Origin of the sequence: Paraburkholderia monticola (assembly GCF_001580545.1) — a bacterium.
Classification (GTDB): Bacteria; Pseudomonadota; Gammaproteobacteria; order Burkholderiales; family Burkholderiaceae; genus Paraburkholderia; species Paraburkholderia monticola.
Genome location: NZ_LRBG01000039.1, coordinates 757,615 through 771,556, shown reverse-complemented (window position 1 = coordinate 771,556; position 13,942 = coordinate 757,615). Strand labels below are relative to the sequence as shown.

General features: G+C 63.8%; 13 protein-coding genes. 7 read left to right on the top strand and 6 right to left on the bottom strand.

Annotated features, from left to right (window positions below; genetic code table 11):
- Positions 1-51: 51 nt before the first annotated feature.
- Positions 52-1,353 (bottom strand): MFS transporter, encoded by a 1,302-nt coding sequence (locus tag CI15_RS34605; RefSeq protein ID WP_062138139.1) that lies wholly within the window; start codon positions 1,351-1,353, stop codon positions 52-54.
- Between the two features lie 294 nt (positions 1,354-1,647).
- Here CI15_RS34605 and CI15_RS34600 point away from each other — a divergent pair, with 294 nt between their 5' ends.
- The 3 genes from CI15_RS34600 (at position 1,648) to CI15_RS34590 (ending at position 3,637) form a co-directional block, all read left to right on the top strand.
- Positions 1,648-2,343 carry a response regulator transcription factor gene (locus CI15_RS34600; RefSeq protein ID WP_062138137.1) on the top strand — a complete coding sequence of 232 codons (696 nt, stop codon included), beginning with the start codon at positions 1,648-1,650 and terminating at the stop codon, positions 2,341-2,343.
- A gap of 179 nt (positions 2,344-2,522) precedes the next feature.
- A complete protein-coding gene (locus CI15_RS34595) occupies positions 2,523-3,290 on the top strand; it encodes an AraC family transcriptional regulator (protein ID WP_062138428.1) in 768 nt (255 codons plus the stop codon).
- 17 nt (positions 3,291-3,307) lie between these two features.
- The gene (locus CI15_RS34590) at positions 3,308-3,637 is read left to right on the top strand and encodes a hypothetical protein (RefSeq protein ID WP_062138135.1); all 330 of its coding nucleotides are present in this window, start codon (positions 3,308-3,310) and stop codon (positions 3,635-3,637) included.
- 78 nt (positions 3,638-3,715) lie between these two features.
- Here CI15_RS34590 and CI15_RS34585 read toward each other — a convergent pair whose 3' ends face one another.
- The 3 genes from CI15_RS34585 to CI15_RS34575 form a co-directional block, all read right to left on the bottom strand.
- The gene (locus tag CI15_RS34585; RefSeq protein WP_062138133.1) at positions 3,716-3,970 is read right to left on the bottom strand and encodes a hypothetical protein; all 255 of its coding nucleotides are present in this window, start codon (positions 3,968-3,970) and stop codon (positions 3,716-3,718) included.
- Positions 3,971-4,121: 151 nt separating this feature from the next.
- Entirely contained in the window at positions 4,122-4,454 is a 333-nt protein-coding gene (locus tag CI15_RS34580; RefSeq protein WP_062138131.1) for a hypothetical protein, read from the bottom strand.
- Positions 4,455-4,622: 168 nt separating this feature from the next.
- Entirely contained in the window at positions 4,623-6,515 is a 1,893-nt protein-coding gene (locus CI15_RS34575; protein ID WP_062138130.1) for a bifunctional sugar phosphate isomerase/epimerase/4-hydroxyphenylpyruvate dioxygenase family protein, read from the bottom strand.
- 319 nt (positions 6,516-6,834) lie between these two features.
- On the opposite strand from CI15_RS34575, the gene aroQ reads away from it, so the two are divergent.
- From aroQ to CI15_RS34555, 4 genes are all read left to right on the top strand, one after another.
- Positions 6,835-7,290, top strand: a complete 456-nt coding sequence (aroQ, locus tag CI15_RS34570) for a type II 3-dehydroquinate dehydratase (protein WP_062138129.1) — start codon at positions 6,835-6,837, stop codon at positions 7,288-7,290.
- Positions 7,287-8,213: a shikimate dehydrogenase gene (locus CI15_RS34565; RefSeq protein WP_062138126.1), complete on the top strand. Its 927-nt coding sequence runs from the start codon at positions 7,287-7,289 to the stop codon at positions 8,211-8,213. The genes aroQ and CI15_RS34565 overlap by 4 nt, the downstream gene beginning before the upstream one ends.
- A 50-nt stretch (positions 8,214-8,263) precedes the next feature.
- Entirely contained in the window at positions 8,264-9,628 is a 1,365-nt protein-coding gene (locus tag CI15_RS34560; protein ID WP_062138122.1) for an MFS transporter, read from the top strand.
- 445 nt (positions 9,629-10,073) lie between these two features.
- A complete protein-coding gene (locus tag CI15_RS34555) occupies positions 10,074-11,636 on the top strand; it encodes a glycoside hydrolase family 28 protein (protein WP_062138119.1) in 1,563 nt (520 codons plus the stop codon).
- 97 nt (positions 11,637-11,733) lie between these two features.
- On the opposite strand, the gene CI15_RS34550 is transcribed toward CI15_RS34555, so the two are convergent.
- Positions 11,734-12,459, bottom strand: coding sequence for a TetR/AcrR family transcriptional regulator (locus CI15_RS34550; RefSeq protein ID WP_062138116.1), 726 nt, complete (start codon positions 12,457-12,459; stop codon positions 11,734-11,736).
- A 104-nt stretch (positions 12,460-12,563) separates the two neighbouring features.
- Positions 12,564-13,853 carry an NAD(P)/FAD-dependent oxidoreductase gene (locus tag CI15_RS34545; protein WP_062138113.1) on the bottom strand — a complete coding sequence of 430 codons (1,290 nt, stop codon included), beginning with the start codon at positions 13,851-13,853 and terminating at the stop codon, positions 12,564-12,566.
- Positions 13,854-13,942 lie beyond the last annotated feature (89 nt).

The window sequence follows — 13,942 nt, the reverse complement described above, 5'->3', positions numbered from 1 at the left end:
GGCGACGGCGCCTCCAGTGCCGGAGCCGTCGCACCGCCGCCACTCCGCGGATCAACGCTCCCGCGGCGCGTCCTTGATGAACAACGTGGTCAGCGCGCCGAGCACGCAGATCGTCGCGACATAGAGCGGCGCGGCGAGCGGGTTCGACTTCATCATCAGCGACACGACGATCGGCGTCAGACCGCCGAACACCGCATACGCGACGTTGTACGAGAACGAGATGCCCGAGAAGCGCACCACCGGCGGGAAGCCGCGGACCATCACGAGCGGAATCGCGCCGATCACGCCGACGAAAAGCCCGGCCAGCGCATACAGCGGCACCAGCATCGACGTATCGACGGCCAACTGGCGGAACATCACGTAGTAGGTGAGCGCGAGCGCCAGCCCACCGACGAAAATCGTGCGGCCCGGGCCCACGCGTCCCGCGATCGAGCCCGCCATCACACAGCCGATCGTCAGGCACAGTGTCGCGACGCAGTTCGCGAGCAGCGCGGTGGCCGGCTCGAGGTGGAATTGCTTTTGCAGCAGCGTGGGCGTCATCAGGATCACGACGACGATCGCCGCCGACAGCATCCACGTGAGCAGCATCGAAACGATCACCGCGCGGCCGTGATCGCGCAGCACCGCCTTGAGCGGTACTTCCGCGGCAATCGCCTTGCGCTGCTTGAGCTCGGCGAACACCGGCGTCTCGTGCAGCCAGCGGCGCAGATAAACCGAGAACATGCCGAACACGCCGCCGACGAGGAACGGAATACGCCACGCGTACGCGGAAATATCGGCCGGCGTGAAATGGCGATTGACCGCCGACGCGATCAGCGAGCCGAGCAGAATGCCCGCCGTGAGGCCGGCCGTCAGCGTGCCGCAGGCATAGCCGACGTGCCGCGCGGGCACATGCTCGGACACGAACACCCACGCGCCCGGCACTTCGCCGCCGACCGCCGCGCCCTGCATCACGCGGAACAGAAGCAGCAGCACCGGCGCGAGCACGCCGATGCTCGCATAGGTGGGCATCAGGCCCATCAGCAGCGTCGGCACCGACATCAGCAGCACGCTCAGCGTGAACATGCGCTTGCGGCCGAACAGGTCGCCGAAGTGCGCCATGACGATGCCGCCGAGCGGCCGCGCCAGATAACCGGCCGCGAAGATGCCGAAGGTCTGCACCTGACGCAGCCAGTCCGGCATGGCCGCCGGGAAGAACAGCTGGCCGATCGCCGGGGCGAAGAAGACGAAGATGATGAAGTCGTAGAACTCGAGCGCGCCGCCGAGCGCGGCGAGACCGAGCGTCTTGTAGTCGCTGTGCCCAAGCGGGCGGGGGGTGACAGCCTGCGCTCCACCCAGATTTGTCGCTTGCATTGCTATGTCGTTTGATGAATGGGGAGCCACGCGAGGGATGCGTGGACATGCGGCGGTCGTCGGGCGAGAAGTGTGGCAGGCGCTGGGTAGAGCACGGGACACCGGCGCGCCGCCCGGATAGGGCGGCCGCGCTGACGACAGAGGCCGGCGCGGATTTTACAGGATGAAAAACGGCGCCCCGCCATTGCGCTCCGTGGCATCGACGAACGCGGCGGAAATTCGGAATGCTCCGATGCGAGGGACAGGGGTGAGCCTCCGAGAATCACCTGCGTGTCTTTGTCGAGAGTTCATCCCATGCGCGTTGCCATTCTTCAGCATGATCCGCTCATGCGTCAGTCGATCGAAAATGTTCTGGTGAGAGCCGGCCATTTCTGCAAGGTCTATGCGGACGGCCTCGCGATGTCGCGGTCGCTCGCGCGCTCCACGATGGATCTGCTGGTGCTCGACTGGCAGGATACGCTGCCGGCCGGCACGGACCTGTTGTGCTCGGTGCGCCGGCTAGCGGGCGAGCGCGTGCCGATCATGTTCGTGTCGAACGACGGCTCAGAGGAAAGCATGGTGCGCGCGCTCGCCGGCGGTGCCGACGATTACCTAGCGTTGCCACTGCGGGCCGCCGAGTTTCGCGCGCGGGTCGCAGCGCTGCTGCGGCGCGCGTATCCGGAGCGCTTCAGCGCCGCGACCTGCTTCGAGATCGGCCCCTATCGTTTCGACACGGTTCGCCACGCGGTCACGCTGCATGGCGAGCCGGTGCCGTTGTCGCCCACGCAGTACCGGATCGCCGCGCTGTTCTTTTCCAACCTCGATCGCGTGATGTCGCGCGACCACATCTTCGCGGCGGTGTGGGGCCGCGAGCAGCGCGAATTTACACGGACGATCGACAGTCACGTATCGCGGCTACGTCTGCTGCTCGAGATCGAGCCACATAATGGCTTCCGCTTGCAGACGGTGTACAGGAGCGGCTACCAACTGCGGCGGCTGGGGGTGGGCTGAAATCCGCGCTGCCTCCCGATAGATATCGGCGCGCGCCGCGCGGCTCTATAATCGATCGCAATCGAGCGCCGGTGCAGGCTTTCCGGCCCCATCGGCGCAGCGATCCCCAAACGCGACCCAACGCAACCAAAACGCGACCCAACGCATTCAACCAGGCAGGCATCCACGGAACCCGCATGATGAACACGCTGGCTTATCCGCTCGAACCGAACGAAACAACGCTGTCCGCCATGCTGGCGCATTTCAGGTTGCTCGAGCCGGTGTTCGACGCGATGCCGGACGTCGTGTTCTTCGTGAAGGACGCCGAAGCGCGTTATGCGCTCGTCAACCGCACGCTCGCTTCGCGTTGCGGCTTCAAGGAAAAAGCGGCGCTGCTCGGCAAGACCGCCGAAGACGTGTTCCCGCGCCGCTTCGGGCGGATCTATACCGCACAGGACCAGGCGGTCATCCGCGTCGGCAATCAGATGCTCGATCAGCTCGAATTGCATCTGTATCCGGGGCGCCAGCCGGGCTGGTGCCTGACCTGCAAACAGCCGTTGCGCGATACGACCGGCAGGGTGGTCGGCCTCGCGGGCATCTCGCGCGATCTGAAAGCCGATGAAAGCAGCCATCCGGCCTACAGCCGGCTCGCCGCCGTCGTGCAGTCGATCCAGGAAAACTACGTGCAACCGCTGAACCTGAAGCAGCTTGCGGCGATGGCGGACATGTCGGTCGCGCAACTGGAGCGCTATTTTCACAAGGTGTTTCATCTGACGCCGCGCCAGGTGCTGCTGAAGACGCGGCTCGATGCGGCGACCGCACTGCTGGTATCGCACGACAAGGTCACCGACGTCGCCGCGCGTTGCGGCTACACCGATCACAGCGCGTTCACGCGGCAATTCAAGGCGACCGTCGGCGTCACGCCGACCGAATACCGGATGCTGCTGCACGGTACGCTGCGCAACTGAGCGGCGTCGCACGTGTCATGGCCGGTCGCGCGCATCACTACTACGTGTACGTCGTCGCGCTCGACGACAAGGTGTGGAACGAGGCGCGCTTTCGTCGCGCGAATCCCGACTATCGGTTCGATAAGCCTTGCGTCTACGTGGGCATGACGGGGCTCGACCCGGACTTGCGCTTCGATCGGCACAAAGCCGGGATTCAGGCGAATCGCTATGTGCGCGACTACGGCTTGCGGCTGATGCCCGAACTGTACGAGGTGTTCAACCCGATGCCTTACCGCGGCGCGCAGGATATGGAAGTGGAATTGGCGATCGGGTTGCGCGAGGTGGGGTATGGCGTGTGGCAGGCGTAAGAAGGCTGCATGACAAAGAAAAAGGCCATGGCAACGTCGATCGTTACCACGGCCTCACATCGTGATGACAGTCACGCGTTACTTGACCCCAAGCCCTCGCAGCACCGAATTGCCCTCGGACGTCAGACGGATATGCGGCGTACCCGCCTCGTTCGAAACGGTCTCGACGAGACCCGCTTCGTAAAGCTGCGGAATTTCCGGTTTCGCGGATGCATCGATCGGCGCGTGCAGCAACAGCAGCAGCGTCGCGAGCTCGTGATGGCTCAGCAGACGGCGCAGGATCGTGGGCCGCTTGGCCGGTGTTTCGTTGGTATTCGGTTCGGGCTGGTTCATGGAGCGCACCTCGCGTGTACATGTCCGGGGAGCATGCGGACGAAGTCTTAAACGATTCTTAAGACTCTATTGTCCTGTAACACCGTGACATGAACGTTGCAATGGAGCAGATTGCGGCGCCCGGAACCTCGCCTTTTCGCGCCACCAAGCCTTATGGCGCGCAGGTTTTGCCTGCCGATTCGATCCACAGATTGCTTACATGACGCTTGCCCGCATAGAAACGGTAAGTCGTCGCGCCGTTGTCGCTGCGTACCTTGACGATGTTCGAGTCGCCGAAGTCGAGCATCTGACCTTGCGGGATCGTGGTCGACTTGAATGCGGCGTTGTGATGATTGGCCAGCTGCGTCAGACAGGCGACCACGTCGTCGACGGAACGCTGCGTCGTCGTGTCCGCGACGGGTTCGCCGGAATCCGGGTCTTTCTGGAAATACGCGCAAGCGCTGAGCAATAGCGAAAGGGACAGGACTGCAGCGACCTTCTTCATATCTCTCCTGGCGTTGATTCGGATATTCGGCAAAACAGGCGCCATTATATCGACCCGGCGAACCTGCCCCGTTCGGAGACGCAGTCCGCGTGCCTGGAAAGACGAGATTCGTGTCGACGCGGCGACTTCGCACGAAAGACGCCGCCGTCGAACCTCGGTGTGTGCGCCTTACTTGCGCCGCTGCGCCTGCGCGGCGAGCCGCACCGCCGCATTGGCCGCGCCATAGCCGTCATAGCCGCCGCGCCGCTCGACGATCTCGAGGAAGAAGCGCTGGTCGAGTTGCTCCGTGTAAGCGTGAAAAAACTCGCCGCCGCGCTCGTCGCGGTCGTACAGGATATTGTTCGCGCGCATGGCTTCGAGCAGCGTGTCGGACAGCGCGTAGCGTGCCGCGAGGTCGTCGTAGTAATTGCGTGGAATGCGCAGGATCGGCACACCGTCCGCGACGAACTCGGGGATCGCGCTGAAGATGTCGCCGGTGCTGAACGCAACGTGGTTCAGGCCGGAGCCGTGATACGTGTGCAGCGCCTCGGCGACCGCCGTATGGCGATCCACCGATGCGTTCAATGCGATCCGCACCGAGCCGTCGGCGCTGCGCAGCGCGCGGCTGCGCACGAGGCCGTACGGGTCGGGCACGAGCACACCCGGTTCGGCCAGGAAGCCGAGCGCGGTGCGCAGAAACAGCACCCACGTGTCGAGCGCGTTCGCCGGCACCGACAGACACACGTGGTCGATGCGCTCGAGCGGTCCTACCTCGGTAGGTCCGTTGACGTCGGTGAGCACGAAATCGGCTTCGAATAGCGTGGGCTGATCCGGCGTCTCGTCGACGAAATAGTTGAGGCTGCTGTCGGGGGCCTGCACGGCGGGCAGCACCCGCTCGTTGGGCCCGATCTGGCCGGAGAACGGCGCGTAGCCGAAGCCGGCCGCGCGCTCGAACGCATGGCTCGCGTTATCGACCCGAAACGCCGACGCGCACAGCGACAAACCATGCTGCTGGAAAAACGCGTTGGCGAACGAATCGGGCTCGGCGTTCAGCACGATCGACGCCGCGCCGTGCTGATACAGCGTCACGTCCTTCGAGCGGTGCTCGCCGGCCTGGCGGAAGCGCAGCCTGCCGAGCCAGTCGGCGAGTTGCGCGCGGGTCGTGTGATCGACCGCGAATTCGAGGAACTGATAGCCGACGTGCGCGGGCGCGGCGGGCGAGCGGTACAGGTCGCTCGTGGTCTTCTGCGGCTGCTGTTGTGCTTCGAGCAGCGCGCGGGTTTGCTCTTCGAGGAACAGCAGCGAGCGATGGCCATCGGCCGCCGTGATCGTGGTGGGGGCGGCGCGAAAGCCGTCGTTGAAGATTTCCAGCGAAAGCGGGCCCTTGTAGCCGGCTTTGACGACCTGCGCGGTGAAGTTCGCGAGATCGAAGTCGCCCTGGCCGGGAAAGCAGCGGTAGTGGCGGCTCCACTCGAGCACGTCCATCGCGAGCTTCGGCGCGTCCGCGATCTGCACGAACGCGATGCGCTCGCCCGGAATGTCGGCGATCGCGTCGGGCGTGTCGTTCAGCGACAGCGTATGAAAGCTGTCGAGCACGAGCCCGAGGCTCGGATGGTTCACCGCGTCGACGAGCTTCCACGCGTGGCGGTAGGTTTTCACGTGCTTGCCCCATGCAAGCGCCTCGTACCCGGCGATCACGCCGGCCGCCTCGGCGGCGCGCGCCAGCGCGCCGAGCTGGTCGATCATCAGTGAGTCGTCGCAGATCGTGTCCGGCGACACGTTGCTGCATACGAGGATGCGGTCCGTGCCGAGTTCGTGCATGACGTCGAACTTACGCTTCGCACGGTCGAGATTGCGCTCGAGCCGCTCGGGACTGACGCCGTCGAAATCGCGAAACGGCTGGAACAGCATGATCTTCAGGCCGAGGTCCTCGGCGATGCGGCGCACGTCGGCGGGCGAGCCGTCGAAATACAGCAGGTCGTTCTCGAAGATTTCGACGCCTTCGAAGCCCGCCGCGCGGATCGCGCTCAGCTTCTCGACGAGGGTGCCGCTAATGGACACGGTGGCAATCGAACGTTGCATGAACGACTCCTGCAAAAACGGACAAAACGACGGAAAAATGACGAGACAAACCGCTGCGGTGCGCCTGTGGGCGCGGCTTGCAGGGCTTGTTGCAATGCGCAAAATGAGCCACTTCGTTACGCGCTGCAGCAAGACGCAGACCAGAATACCCCACACTAGCCGGGAGTTTCGACAGTCTATACAAACTAACTAGATGGTACAAATTCGTAGAAACCCCGAATGACGGAAACGGCCGATCGGCGCACACTTCGCTACGCGTCGAAAAGCCGCCGCGAGTGCCGCGGTTCGAGTCGCGCCTTATTTTGCGGGAGTCGTTGTCATGAGCTTTGCCTCCGTACTGGTCCTGAACGGACCGAACCTCAATCTGCTCGGCACGCGCGAGCCGGCCTTCTATGGCTCGGAAACGCTCGACGACGTGGCGAAGCTGTGCCGCGACGCGGGCGAGCGCCTCGGCCTCGCGATCGACTTCTGCCAGTCGAACGCCGAGCATCAACTGATCGACTGGCTGCACGCGGCCCGCACCAAGGTCGACGGCATCGTGATCAATCCGGCCGCGTACACCCACACCTCGGTCGCGATCGCCGACGCGCTGACGGCGATCGAGAAGCCCGTCATCGAGGTGCACATCTCGAACGTGCATCGGCGCGAAGCATTCCGGCATCACTCGTACGTGTCGGCGGTAGCGGACGCGATCATCATCGGCTGCGGCACGCAGGGCTATGTGCTCGCGCTGGAACGGATGGCGACGATTCTTAAGAATAGGGCGGCGAAATGAACACTCAAGTAAATACCCGGACCGACGCGCAGATCGCGGCGTTGGCGAATGCGCAAGCGAGCCTGCGGGCCACGCCCGACTCCTTTCTGGTCGGCCTGATCGGCTCGGGCATCGGCGGCTCGCTGACGCCCGCGATGCACGAGGAAGAGGGCAGCAAGCTCGGTTTGCATTATGTGTATCGGCGGATCGATCTCGATGCGCAGAAGCTCGACACCACCGCGCTGCCGGAATTGCTGACGGCGGCCGAACGGATGGGCTACAACGGCCTGAACATCACCTATCCGTGCAAGCAGGCGGTGATTCCGCTGCTCGACGAATTGTCCGACGATGCCCGCGCGCTCGGCGCCGTCAACACGGTGCTGTTCAAGGACGGCAAGCGGATCGGCCATAACACCGACTGGTCCGGCTTCGCGCGCGCGTTCCAGCGCGGCCTGCCGGACGTATCGCTGGAGCGCGTCGTGCAGCTCGGCGCGGGCGGCGCGGGCGCGGCGGTCGCGCACGCGGCGCTGAATATGGGCGCGCAGTCGCTGACGCTGTTCGACGTCGATGCCGCCCGGGCGCAGTCGCTCGCCGACGAACTGCAGCAGCGCTTCCCTAAAGCCAAGGTCAGCGCCGGCACCTCGCTTGGTGAATCGCTGGCGGCCGCGCAAGGCCTGATTCACGCGACGCCGACCGGCATGGCGAAACTGCCTGGCCTGCCGCTGCCGGTTGAATTGCTGCACCGCGACTTGTGGGTCGCCGACATCGTCTATTTCCCGATCCGCACCGCGCTGTTGCAGGCGGCCGAGGCCCTCGGTTGCCGCACGCTGAGCGGCGGCGGCATGGCGGTCTACCAGGCGGTCGATGCCATGCGCATTTTCACGGGCCTCGAGCCGGACGCCGAGCGCGTCTATACCCACTTTCAATCGCTGTTGCAACGCTAACCGGCCGCGTAAAGACCGGCACACAAGCTGATCGAGGAGACAAGGACCACATGCCGCAATCGTTCCAATCCAGTTCCGCGGGCTCGTCCGCGCAGAGCAAGACGGCGAGCACCGCTCGCCGTTCGAAAGCCCGTTATCAGATTCTCGCGCTGCTCGCAGTCGGCACGATGATCAACTATCTCGACCGCACCGTGCTCGGCATCGCGGCGCCGCAGTTGACGAAGGAGCTCGGCATCAACGCCGCGCTGATGGGCCTGCTGTTTTCGGTGTTCTCGTGGAGCTATGTGGCTGCGCAGATTCCGGGCGGCCTGTTTCTCGACCGCTTCGGCAGCAAGCTCACGTACTTCCTGTCGATGACGTTCTGGTCGCTGTGCACGCTCGCGCAAGGGCTCGTGACCGGCATCGGCGGCCTGTTCGCGTTCCGTCTCGGTCTGGGCGTTTCGGAAGCGCCGTGCTTTCCGACCAATAGCCGCGTGGTCGCGACATGGTTCCCGCAAAGCGAACGCGCGATGGCCACCGGCACCTACACGGTCGGCGAATATATCGGTCTCGCGTTTTTCAGCCCGTTCCTGTTCATGCTGATGGGCGCGTTCGGCTGGCGCTCGCTGTTCCTCGTGGTCGGCGGCGTCGGTATCGCGTTTGGCGTGGTGTGGTGGCTGCTGTATCGCGAGCCGCGCGATCATCCGTCGGCGAATCAGGAAGAGCTCGACTATATCGAGGCGGGCGGCGGTCTTACGCACCGCAACAAGGATGCCGCGGCTGCGGCCGATCCTGCGGCGAAGAAGAGCGGCTTCGAATGGCGCACCATTGGCCGGCTGCTCAAGCATCGTCAGCTGACCGGCATTTGCCTCGGCCAGTTCGCGGGCAATTCGACGCTGGTGTTCTTCCTCACGTGGTTCCCGACGTATCTCGCCACCGAGCGTCATATGGCATGGCTGAAGATCGGCTCCTTCGCGATCATGCCGTTCATCGCGGCGTCGATCGGCGTGATGTTCGGCGGCGTGTTCTCCGACTGGCTGCTGCGCCGTGGCAAGTCGCCGAACATCGCGCGCAAGCTGCCGATCATCGCCGGCCTGCTGCTCGCGTCGACGATCATTCTCGCCAACTATGTCGAAAGCAACGTAGTGGTGATCGCGATCCTGTCGGTGGCGTTCTTCGCGCAGGGCATGGCCGCGCTGGGCTGGACGCTGGTGTCGGATATCGCGCCCGAGGGTCTGCTCGGCGTGACCGGCGGCATCTTCAACTTCGCCGCGAACCTGGCGGGTATCGTGACGCCGCTCGTCGTCGGCCTGATCGTCGCGGCGACCGGTTCGTTCGTGGGCGCGCTGGTGTTCATCGGTGTGATCGCGTTGATCGGCGCGCTGTCGTACATCTTCATCGTCGGCGATATCAAGCGGATCGTGCTGGTGGATTGAGTCTTGCCGCTGAGCTGTTTTTTGATCTGACGGTCGCAGTTCCCTTCGAATCCCCGGTTGTCGTCGCAGTGCGGCGGCAACCGGGGATTTTTGCGTTTGCAGGAGAGATAGAACCACCCAAGTTATACGATGTCTTATTACATTTCAAAAACGCAGTAAGAATTGCTCGGAGAATGTAGAAGTTACATTGCGCGATTCACAGATAATTCACAGAATTATTCAGTATGTGAGACGTAACATTGAGTAATAAACGTCGAAGTCGTAATTTCTCGTTATTACTCTGTTAGACAAGGGTAAACCATCTTGTATGACATCCCACCAATGAAGAGAATGCCTACAACATAAATTTCGGTCGTAATTTGAAACCACTGGAGGGGACATGAAGACGGGATTGTTGGCGATTGCACTGGCATGCATGACATTGGCGGGCTGTGGCGGGGGTGGGATGTCGAGCAGTAATTCCGACGCCGCGGCGGCCAATCCCGCGTCGGCGACGCCGGCCACGCCAGCCTCTTCACCGAGCGTCAACACGACGTTCAACGTCGCGGACTTCGGCGCCAAAGGCGACGGTTCGACCGACGACACAGCGGCAATCCAGAAAGCACTGAATGCCGCGAGCGCCGCGAAGGGGACGGTCGTGTTTCCGCAGGGCACGTTCATGACCGGCGCACTGTTCGTCGGATCGGATACGACCTTGCAGATCGACGCAGGCGTGACGCTGAAGGCCATCCAGGCGCAAACATGGTGGAACATCGAAACCACCATCGCGTCCGGCGCGACGAACGGTTTCTATCCTGATGGCCTTTCGCTGTATCCGCAGGTGCCGACCCGCGTGCAGGGCATCGAGATGAACTGGGCATCCGCGATCATCAACGTGCGCAACGCCAGCAATGTGACGATCACCGGCAAGGGCGTGATCGACGGCAACGGGCAATCGTGGTGGTCGCACTACTACGCCGATGGCACGACGTTCCATTCGACGCTGAACGTCGGCTGGGCGCTCAACTGGGACGAGCAGCGGCCGCGCGGTATCGAAACGTACGAGTCGACCAACGTCACGATCAAGGACGTGACGGTGCAGAACTCGCCGTTCTGGACCATCCACCTGTGCTATTCGGACCAGTTGCATCTCGACGGCGTCAAGGTCTACAACTTCCCGACGCCCACGACCGGCATCATGCCGAGTACCGACGGCATCGACATGGACTCGTCGACGAACATTCTGGTCGAGAACGCAGATATCGTCGCGAACGACGATGGCTTCGTCATCAAGTCGGGCCGTGACGGCGACGGGCTGCGCGTGAACAAGCCGACCGCGAACGTCGTGATCCGCAACTCCACGGTGCGGGCCGGCGCGACGGCGTTTACGATCGGCAGCGAAACGTCGGGCGGCGCGAACAATATCGAGGTGTCGAACATCCAGGTTTCGCCGCTGACCGGGCAGATCAACAGCAACGTCGGCTACAAGACGGGGGGGCCGGCTGTCTACAGTGTGTTCGTGTTCAAATCCGCACCGACGCGGGGCGGCACGATGGAAAACGTCTATATCCACGACATCAACGTCGACGACGCGTACTACTTCATGCAAGGCAACGAGAACTGGCCGGCCGGCGGCACGGTGCCGACCACGTTCGGCACGACGTATGTGGAACCGCCGTACTGGCCGTCGATTCTCGTGATGCCCGCCAACCCGTCGGACGGCTATCCGATCTTCCGCAACTTCAAGTTCGAGAACATCACGATGAAGCACGTCGAGAGCGCGGTATTTAGCGTGGCGGGCTACACGATCGCGGGTGAAGCGGAGAAGGGCCGGTTTACCAACTTCACGTTCAACAACGTGAACATCACGGCGGTCAAATCGTCGGGCACCTCGGTGGGCGCCGGCTCGATCGCCAACGCGGGCAACTGGACCTTCACCAACAGCACGATCAAGAACGCCGCGGGAGCGGACCTCGTACCGACGTTGCCGGCCACGTCGACTGCCGTGACCGGTTTGCCGGGGCAATAAGTCGCTGAACGCGCTGCGTTTTTCGAAGCGATAAAAAACGGGATGTGGTTTTCACCACATCCCGTTTTCATTTCAGCGGATCGCTACGCAACCGGCCTCAAACGTCCTTCTTCACGAATCGCAGGATCGCATCGACGATCATCGCCCGATGGCGCGCCCGCAGCCGCGGATGCGACGGATCGCGCCCGAACGCAGTGCCGAACGTATGCCGGTTGCCGACGCGATGAAAGCACAGCGAACTGATCATCAGATGCAGATCGATCGGATCGATGTCGCTGCGGAACTGGCCGGCCGCGATGCCGCGCGCGAGGAGATCCTCGATCGTATGAATCACGGTGACATTGCGGCCTTTGAACGTCTTGACCTGCTCGACGTACTTGGCGCCGTGAATGTTCTCGATCGTCACGAGACGCACGAAGTCGCGCTGCCGGTCGTGGTAGTCGAACGTGAATTCGACCAGCGCGCGCATGCCTTCGACCGGGTCGAGTTCGCTGATGTGCAGATCCTGTTCGAGCGCCCGAATGTCTCCATACACTTTCTCGAGCACCGCCTGGTACAACCCTTCCTTGCTGCCGAAGTAGTAGTACAGCATGCGCTTGGTGGTGTTCGTGCGTTCCGCGATCGCGTCGACGCGTGCGCCGGTCAGCCCCATCGCCGAGAACTCCTGGGTCGCGACGTCGAGGATGTTGCGCTTCGTCTGCTCGGGATCGTATTTGCGAGGGGTGTCCGTACGGCGCGCGTTGGTATGCCGCGCGGCGGCGTGCGGTGCGCTGGACACGATGCCGTTGGTATCAGGCTCGGCGGCCTTGCTTCCCTTTTTCATTGTGGTTTCGAGCGGCAGTGACGGCGCATTCTAGCATGGTGAAATGGGCCTCTGGCGTGGGTCTGCGGCATCGGCGCAGGACTCTCGAGGGGCTTGCGTAGTGCTTACGCGACCGGGCGCGCGGGCCGGCGGCGCGAGGCGAGCGCGTCGCGTGTTTGCATCGCGGTGTAGGTGAGCTGCGCGGCCGCGAGACCGAGCGCGCCGAACGTGCGTGTCAGTCCGAAGCTCGCGAACGCGTCGGGCACCGGCCGTTCACCGGAGATCGCCGCGGCCAGCAGTTCGCCCGACACCGTCGTGGGCGCCATACCGTGTCCGCCGAAACCGACTGCGTACCAGACGCCGTCCGCGCTACGACCGATCTGCGGCATCTTGTGCCGCGCATAGCTCATCAGGCCGCCCCATGCGTGCTCGATGCGCACGTCGCGCAACTGCGGATAGACCTTCAGCAGATCCTGTCGCAACAGACGCGCGATCGCCTCGGGCTCGCGGTCGCGCACCGAGATGCGGCCGCCCCACAAGATGCGCGTATCGGGCAGTGGGCGGTAGTAGTCGAATGCGAAGCGGGTGTCGTAGATCGCGGCGCGCGTGGCGATTGCATCGTGCAAGCGTTCGCCGAGCGGCTCGGTCGCCATCACATAGGTGGCGATCGGCAGCACCGCACGCTCGACGCGCGCATACACGTTGCGCGCATAGCCGCCGCCCGCCATTACGACGTGGCGCGCGTCGAGCGCACCCTGCGCAGTCTCGACGACGAAGCCCGCGCCGTCGCGCCGCAAACTCACGACCGACGAGCGTTCGTGAATCGTCACGCCCGCTTGCGCGGCCGCCGCGGCGACGCCGACCACGTATTTGAGCGGATGGAAATGGAACGCGTTGCGCTCGAGCAGGCCGCCGTGATAGCGGTTTGTCTTCAATTGCGCGGCGAGTGTCTCCGCCGCGATCGGTTCCCAGTCGACGCCGAACGAATCGCGCATCAGACGCCGTTGCGCTTCGAGGCGCGCGGGTTCGTCGAACCAGTTCGCGAGGATCACGCCGGCGTCGGTCGCATCGCAATCGATCCGGTAGCGCGCAATGCGCTTGCGCATCAGCTCGACGGCGTCGGTGGTCAGCGCATAGAGTTCGCGTGCGCGAGTCGGGCCGAGCGTCTTCAGCAGGTCGGCGCAATCGAGGCTGTAGCCGCCGAAAACGAAGCCGCCGTTGCGGCCGGATGCGCCGAAGCCGACCTGCTGCGCTTCGAGCACGACGACGTCTTCGACGCCGCGCTCGGCGAGTCCCAACGCGGTGGACAGTCCCGCGAGCCCGCCGCCGATGATGCAGACGTGCGCGCTGCGTCGGCCGGTCAGCGGCGCGTAGGCGGAGGAGCGGGTGACGGTGGCTTCGTAGAAACTTTGCATGGGGCGTGGGTCTTTGAGTAGACCCTAGGTTAGCGGCAATCGTGTGCCGTCGTCCAGCCCGGGTGAGTCCGCACGTCGCCAGGCGCCCC

What these genes read in the sequence shown, in the direction of transcription:
- CI15_RS34605 (WP_062138139.1), bottom strand. Translation starts at nt 1,353, where the DNA reads ATGCAAGCGACAAATCTGGGTGGAGCGCAGGCTGTCACCCCCCGCCCG.
- CI15_RS34600 (WP_062138137.1), top strand. Translation starts at nt 1,648, where the DNA reads ATGCGCGTTGCCATTCTTCAGCATGATCCGCTCATGCGTCAGTCGATC.
- CI15_RS34595 (WP_062138428.1), top strand. Translation starts at nt 2,523, where the DNA reads ATGAACACGCTGGCTTATCCGCTCGAACCGAACGAAACAACGCTGTCC.
- CI15_RS34590 (WP_062138135.1), top strand. Translation starts at nt 3,308, where the DNA reads ATGGCCGGTCGCGCGCATCACTACTACGTGTACGTCGTCGCGCTCGAC.
- CI15_RS34585 (WP_062138133.1), bottom strand. Translation starts at nt 3,970, where the DNA reads ATGAACCAGCCCGAACCGAATACCAACGAAACACCGGCCAAGCGGCCC.
- CI15_RS34580 (WP_062138131.1), bottom strand. Translation starts at nt 4,454, where the DNA reads ATGAAGAAGGTCGCTGCAGTCCTGTCCCTTTCGCTATTGCTCAGCGCT.
- CI15_RS34575 (WP_062138130.1), bottom strand. Translation starts at nt 6,515, where the DNA reads ATGCAACGTTCGATTGCCACCGTGTCCATTAGCGGCACCCTCGTCGAG.
- aroQ (WP_062138129.1), top strand. Translation starts at nt 6,835, where the DNA reads ATGAGCTTTGCCTCCGTACTGGTCCTGAACGGACCGAACCTCAATCTG.
- CI15_RS34565 (WP_062138126.1), top strand. Translation starts at nt 7,287, where the DNA reads ATGAACACTCAAGTAAATACCCGGACCGACGCGCAGATCGCGGCGTTG.
- CI15_RS34560 (WP_062138122.1), top strand. Translation starts at nt 8,264, where the DNA reads ATGCCGCAATCGTTCCAATCCAGTTCCGCGGGCTCGTCCGCGCAGAGC.
- CI15_RS34555 (WP_062138119.1), top strand. Translation starts at nt 10,074, where the DNA reads ATGTCGAGCAGTAATTCCGACGCCGCGGCGGCCAATCCCGCGTCGGCG.
- CI15_RS34550 (WP_062138116.1), bottom strand. Translation starts at nt 12,459, where the DNA reads ATGAAAAAGGGAAGCAAGGCCGCCGAGCCTGATACCAACGGCATCGTG.
- CI15_RS34545 (WP_062138113.1), bottom strand. Translation starts at nt 13,853, where the DNA reads ATGCAAAGTTTCTACGAAGCCACCGTCACCCGCTCCTCCGCCTACGCG.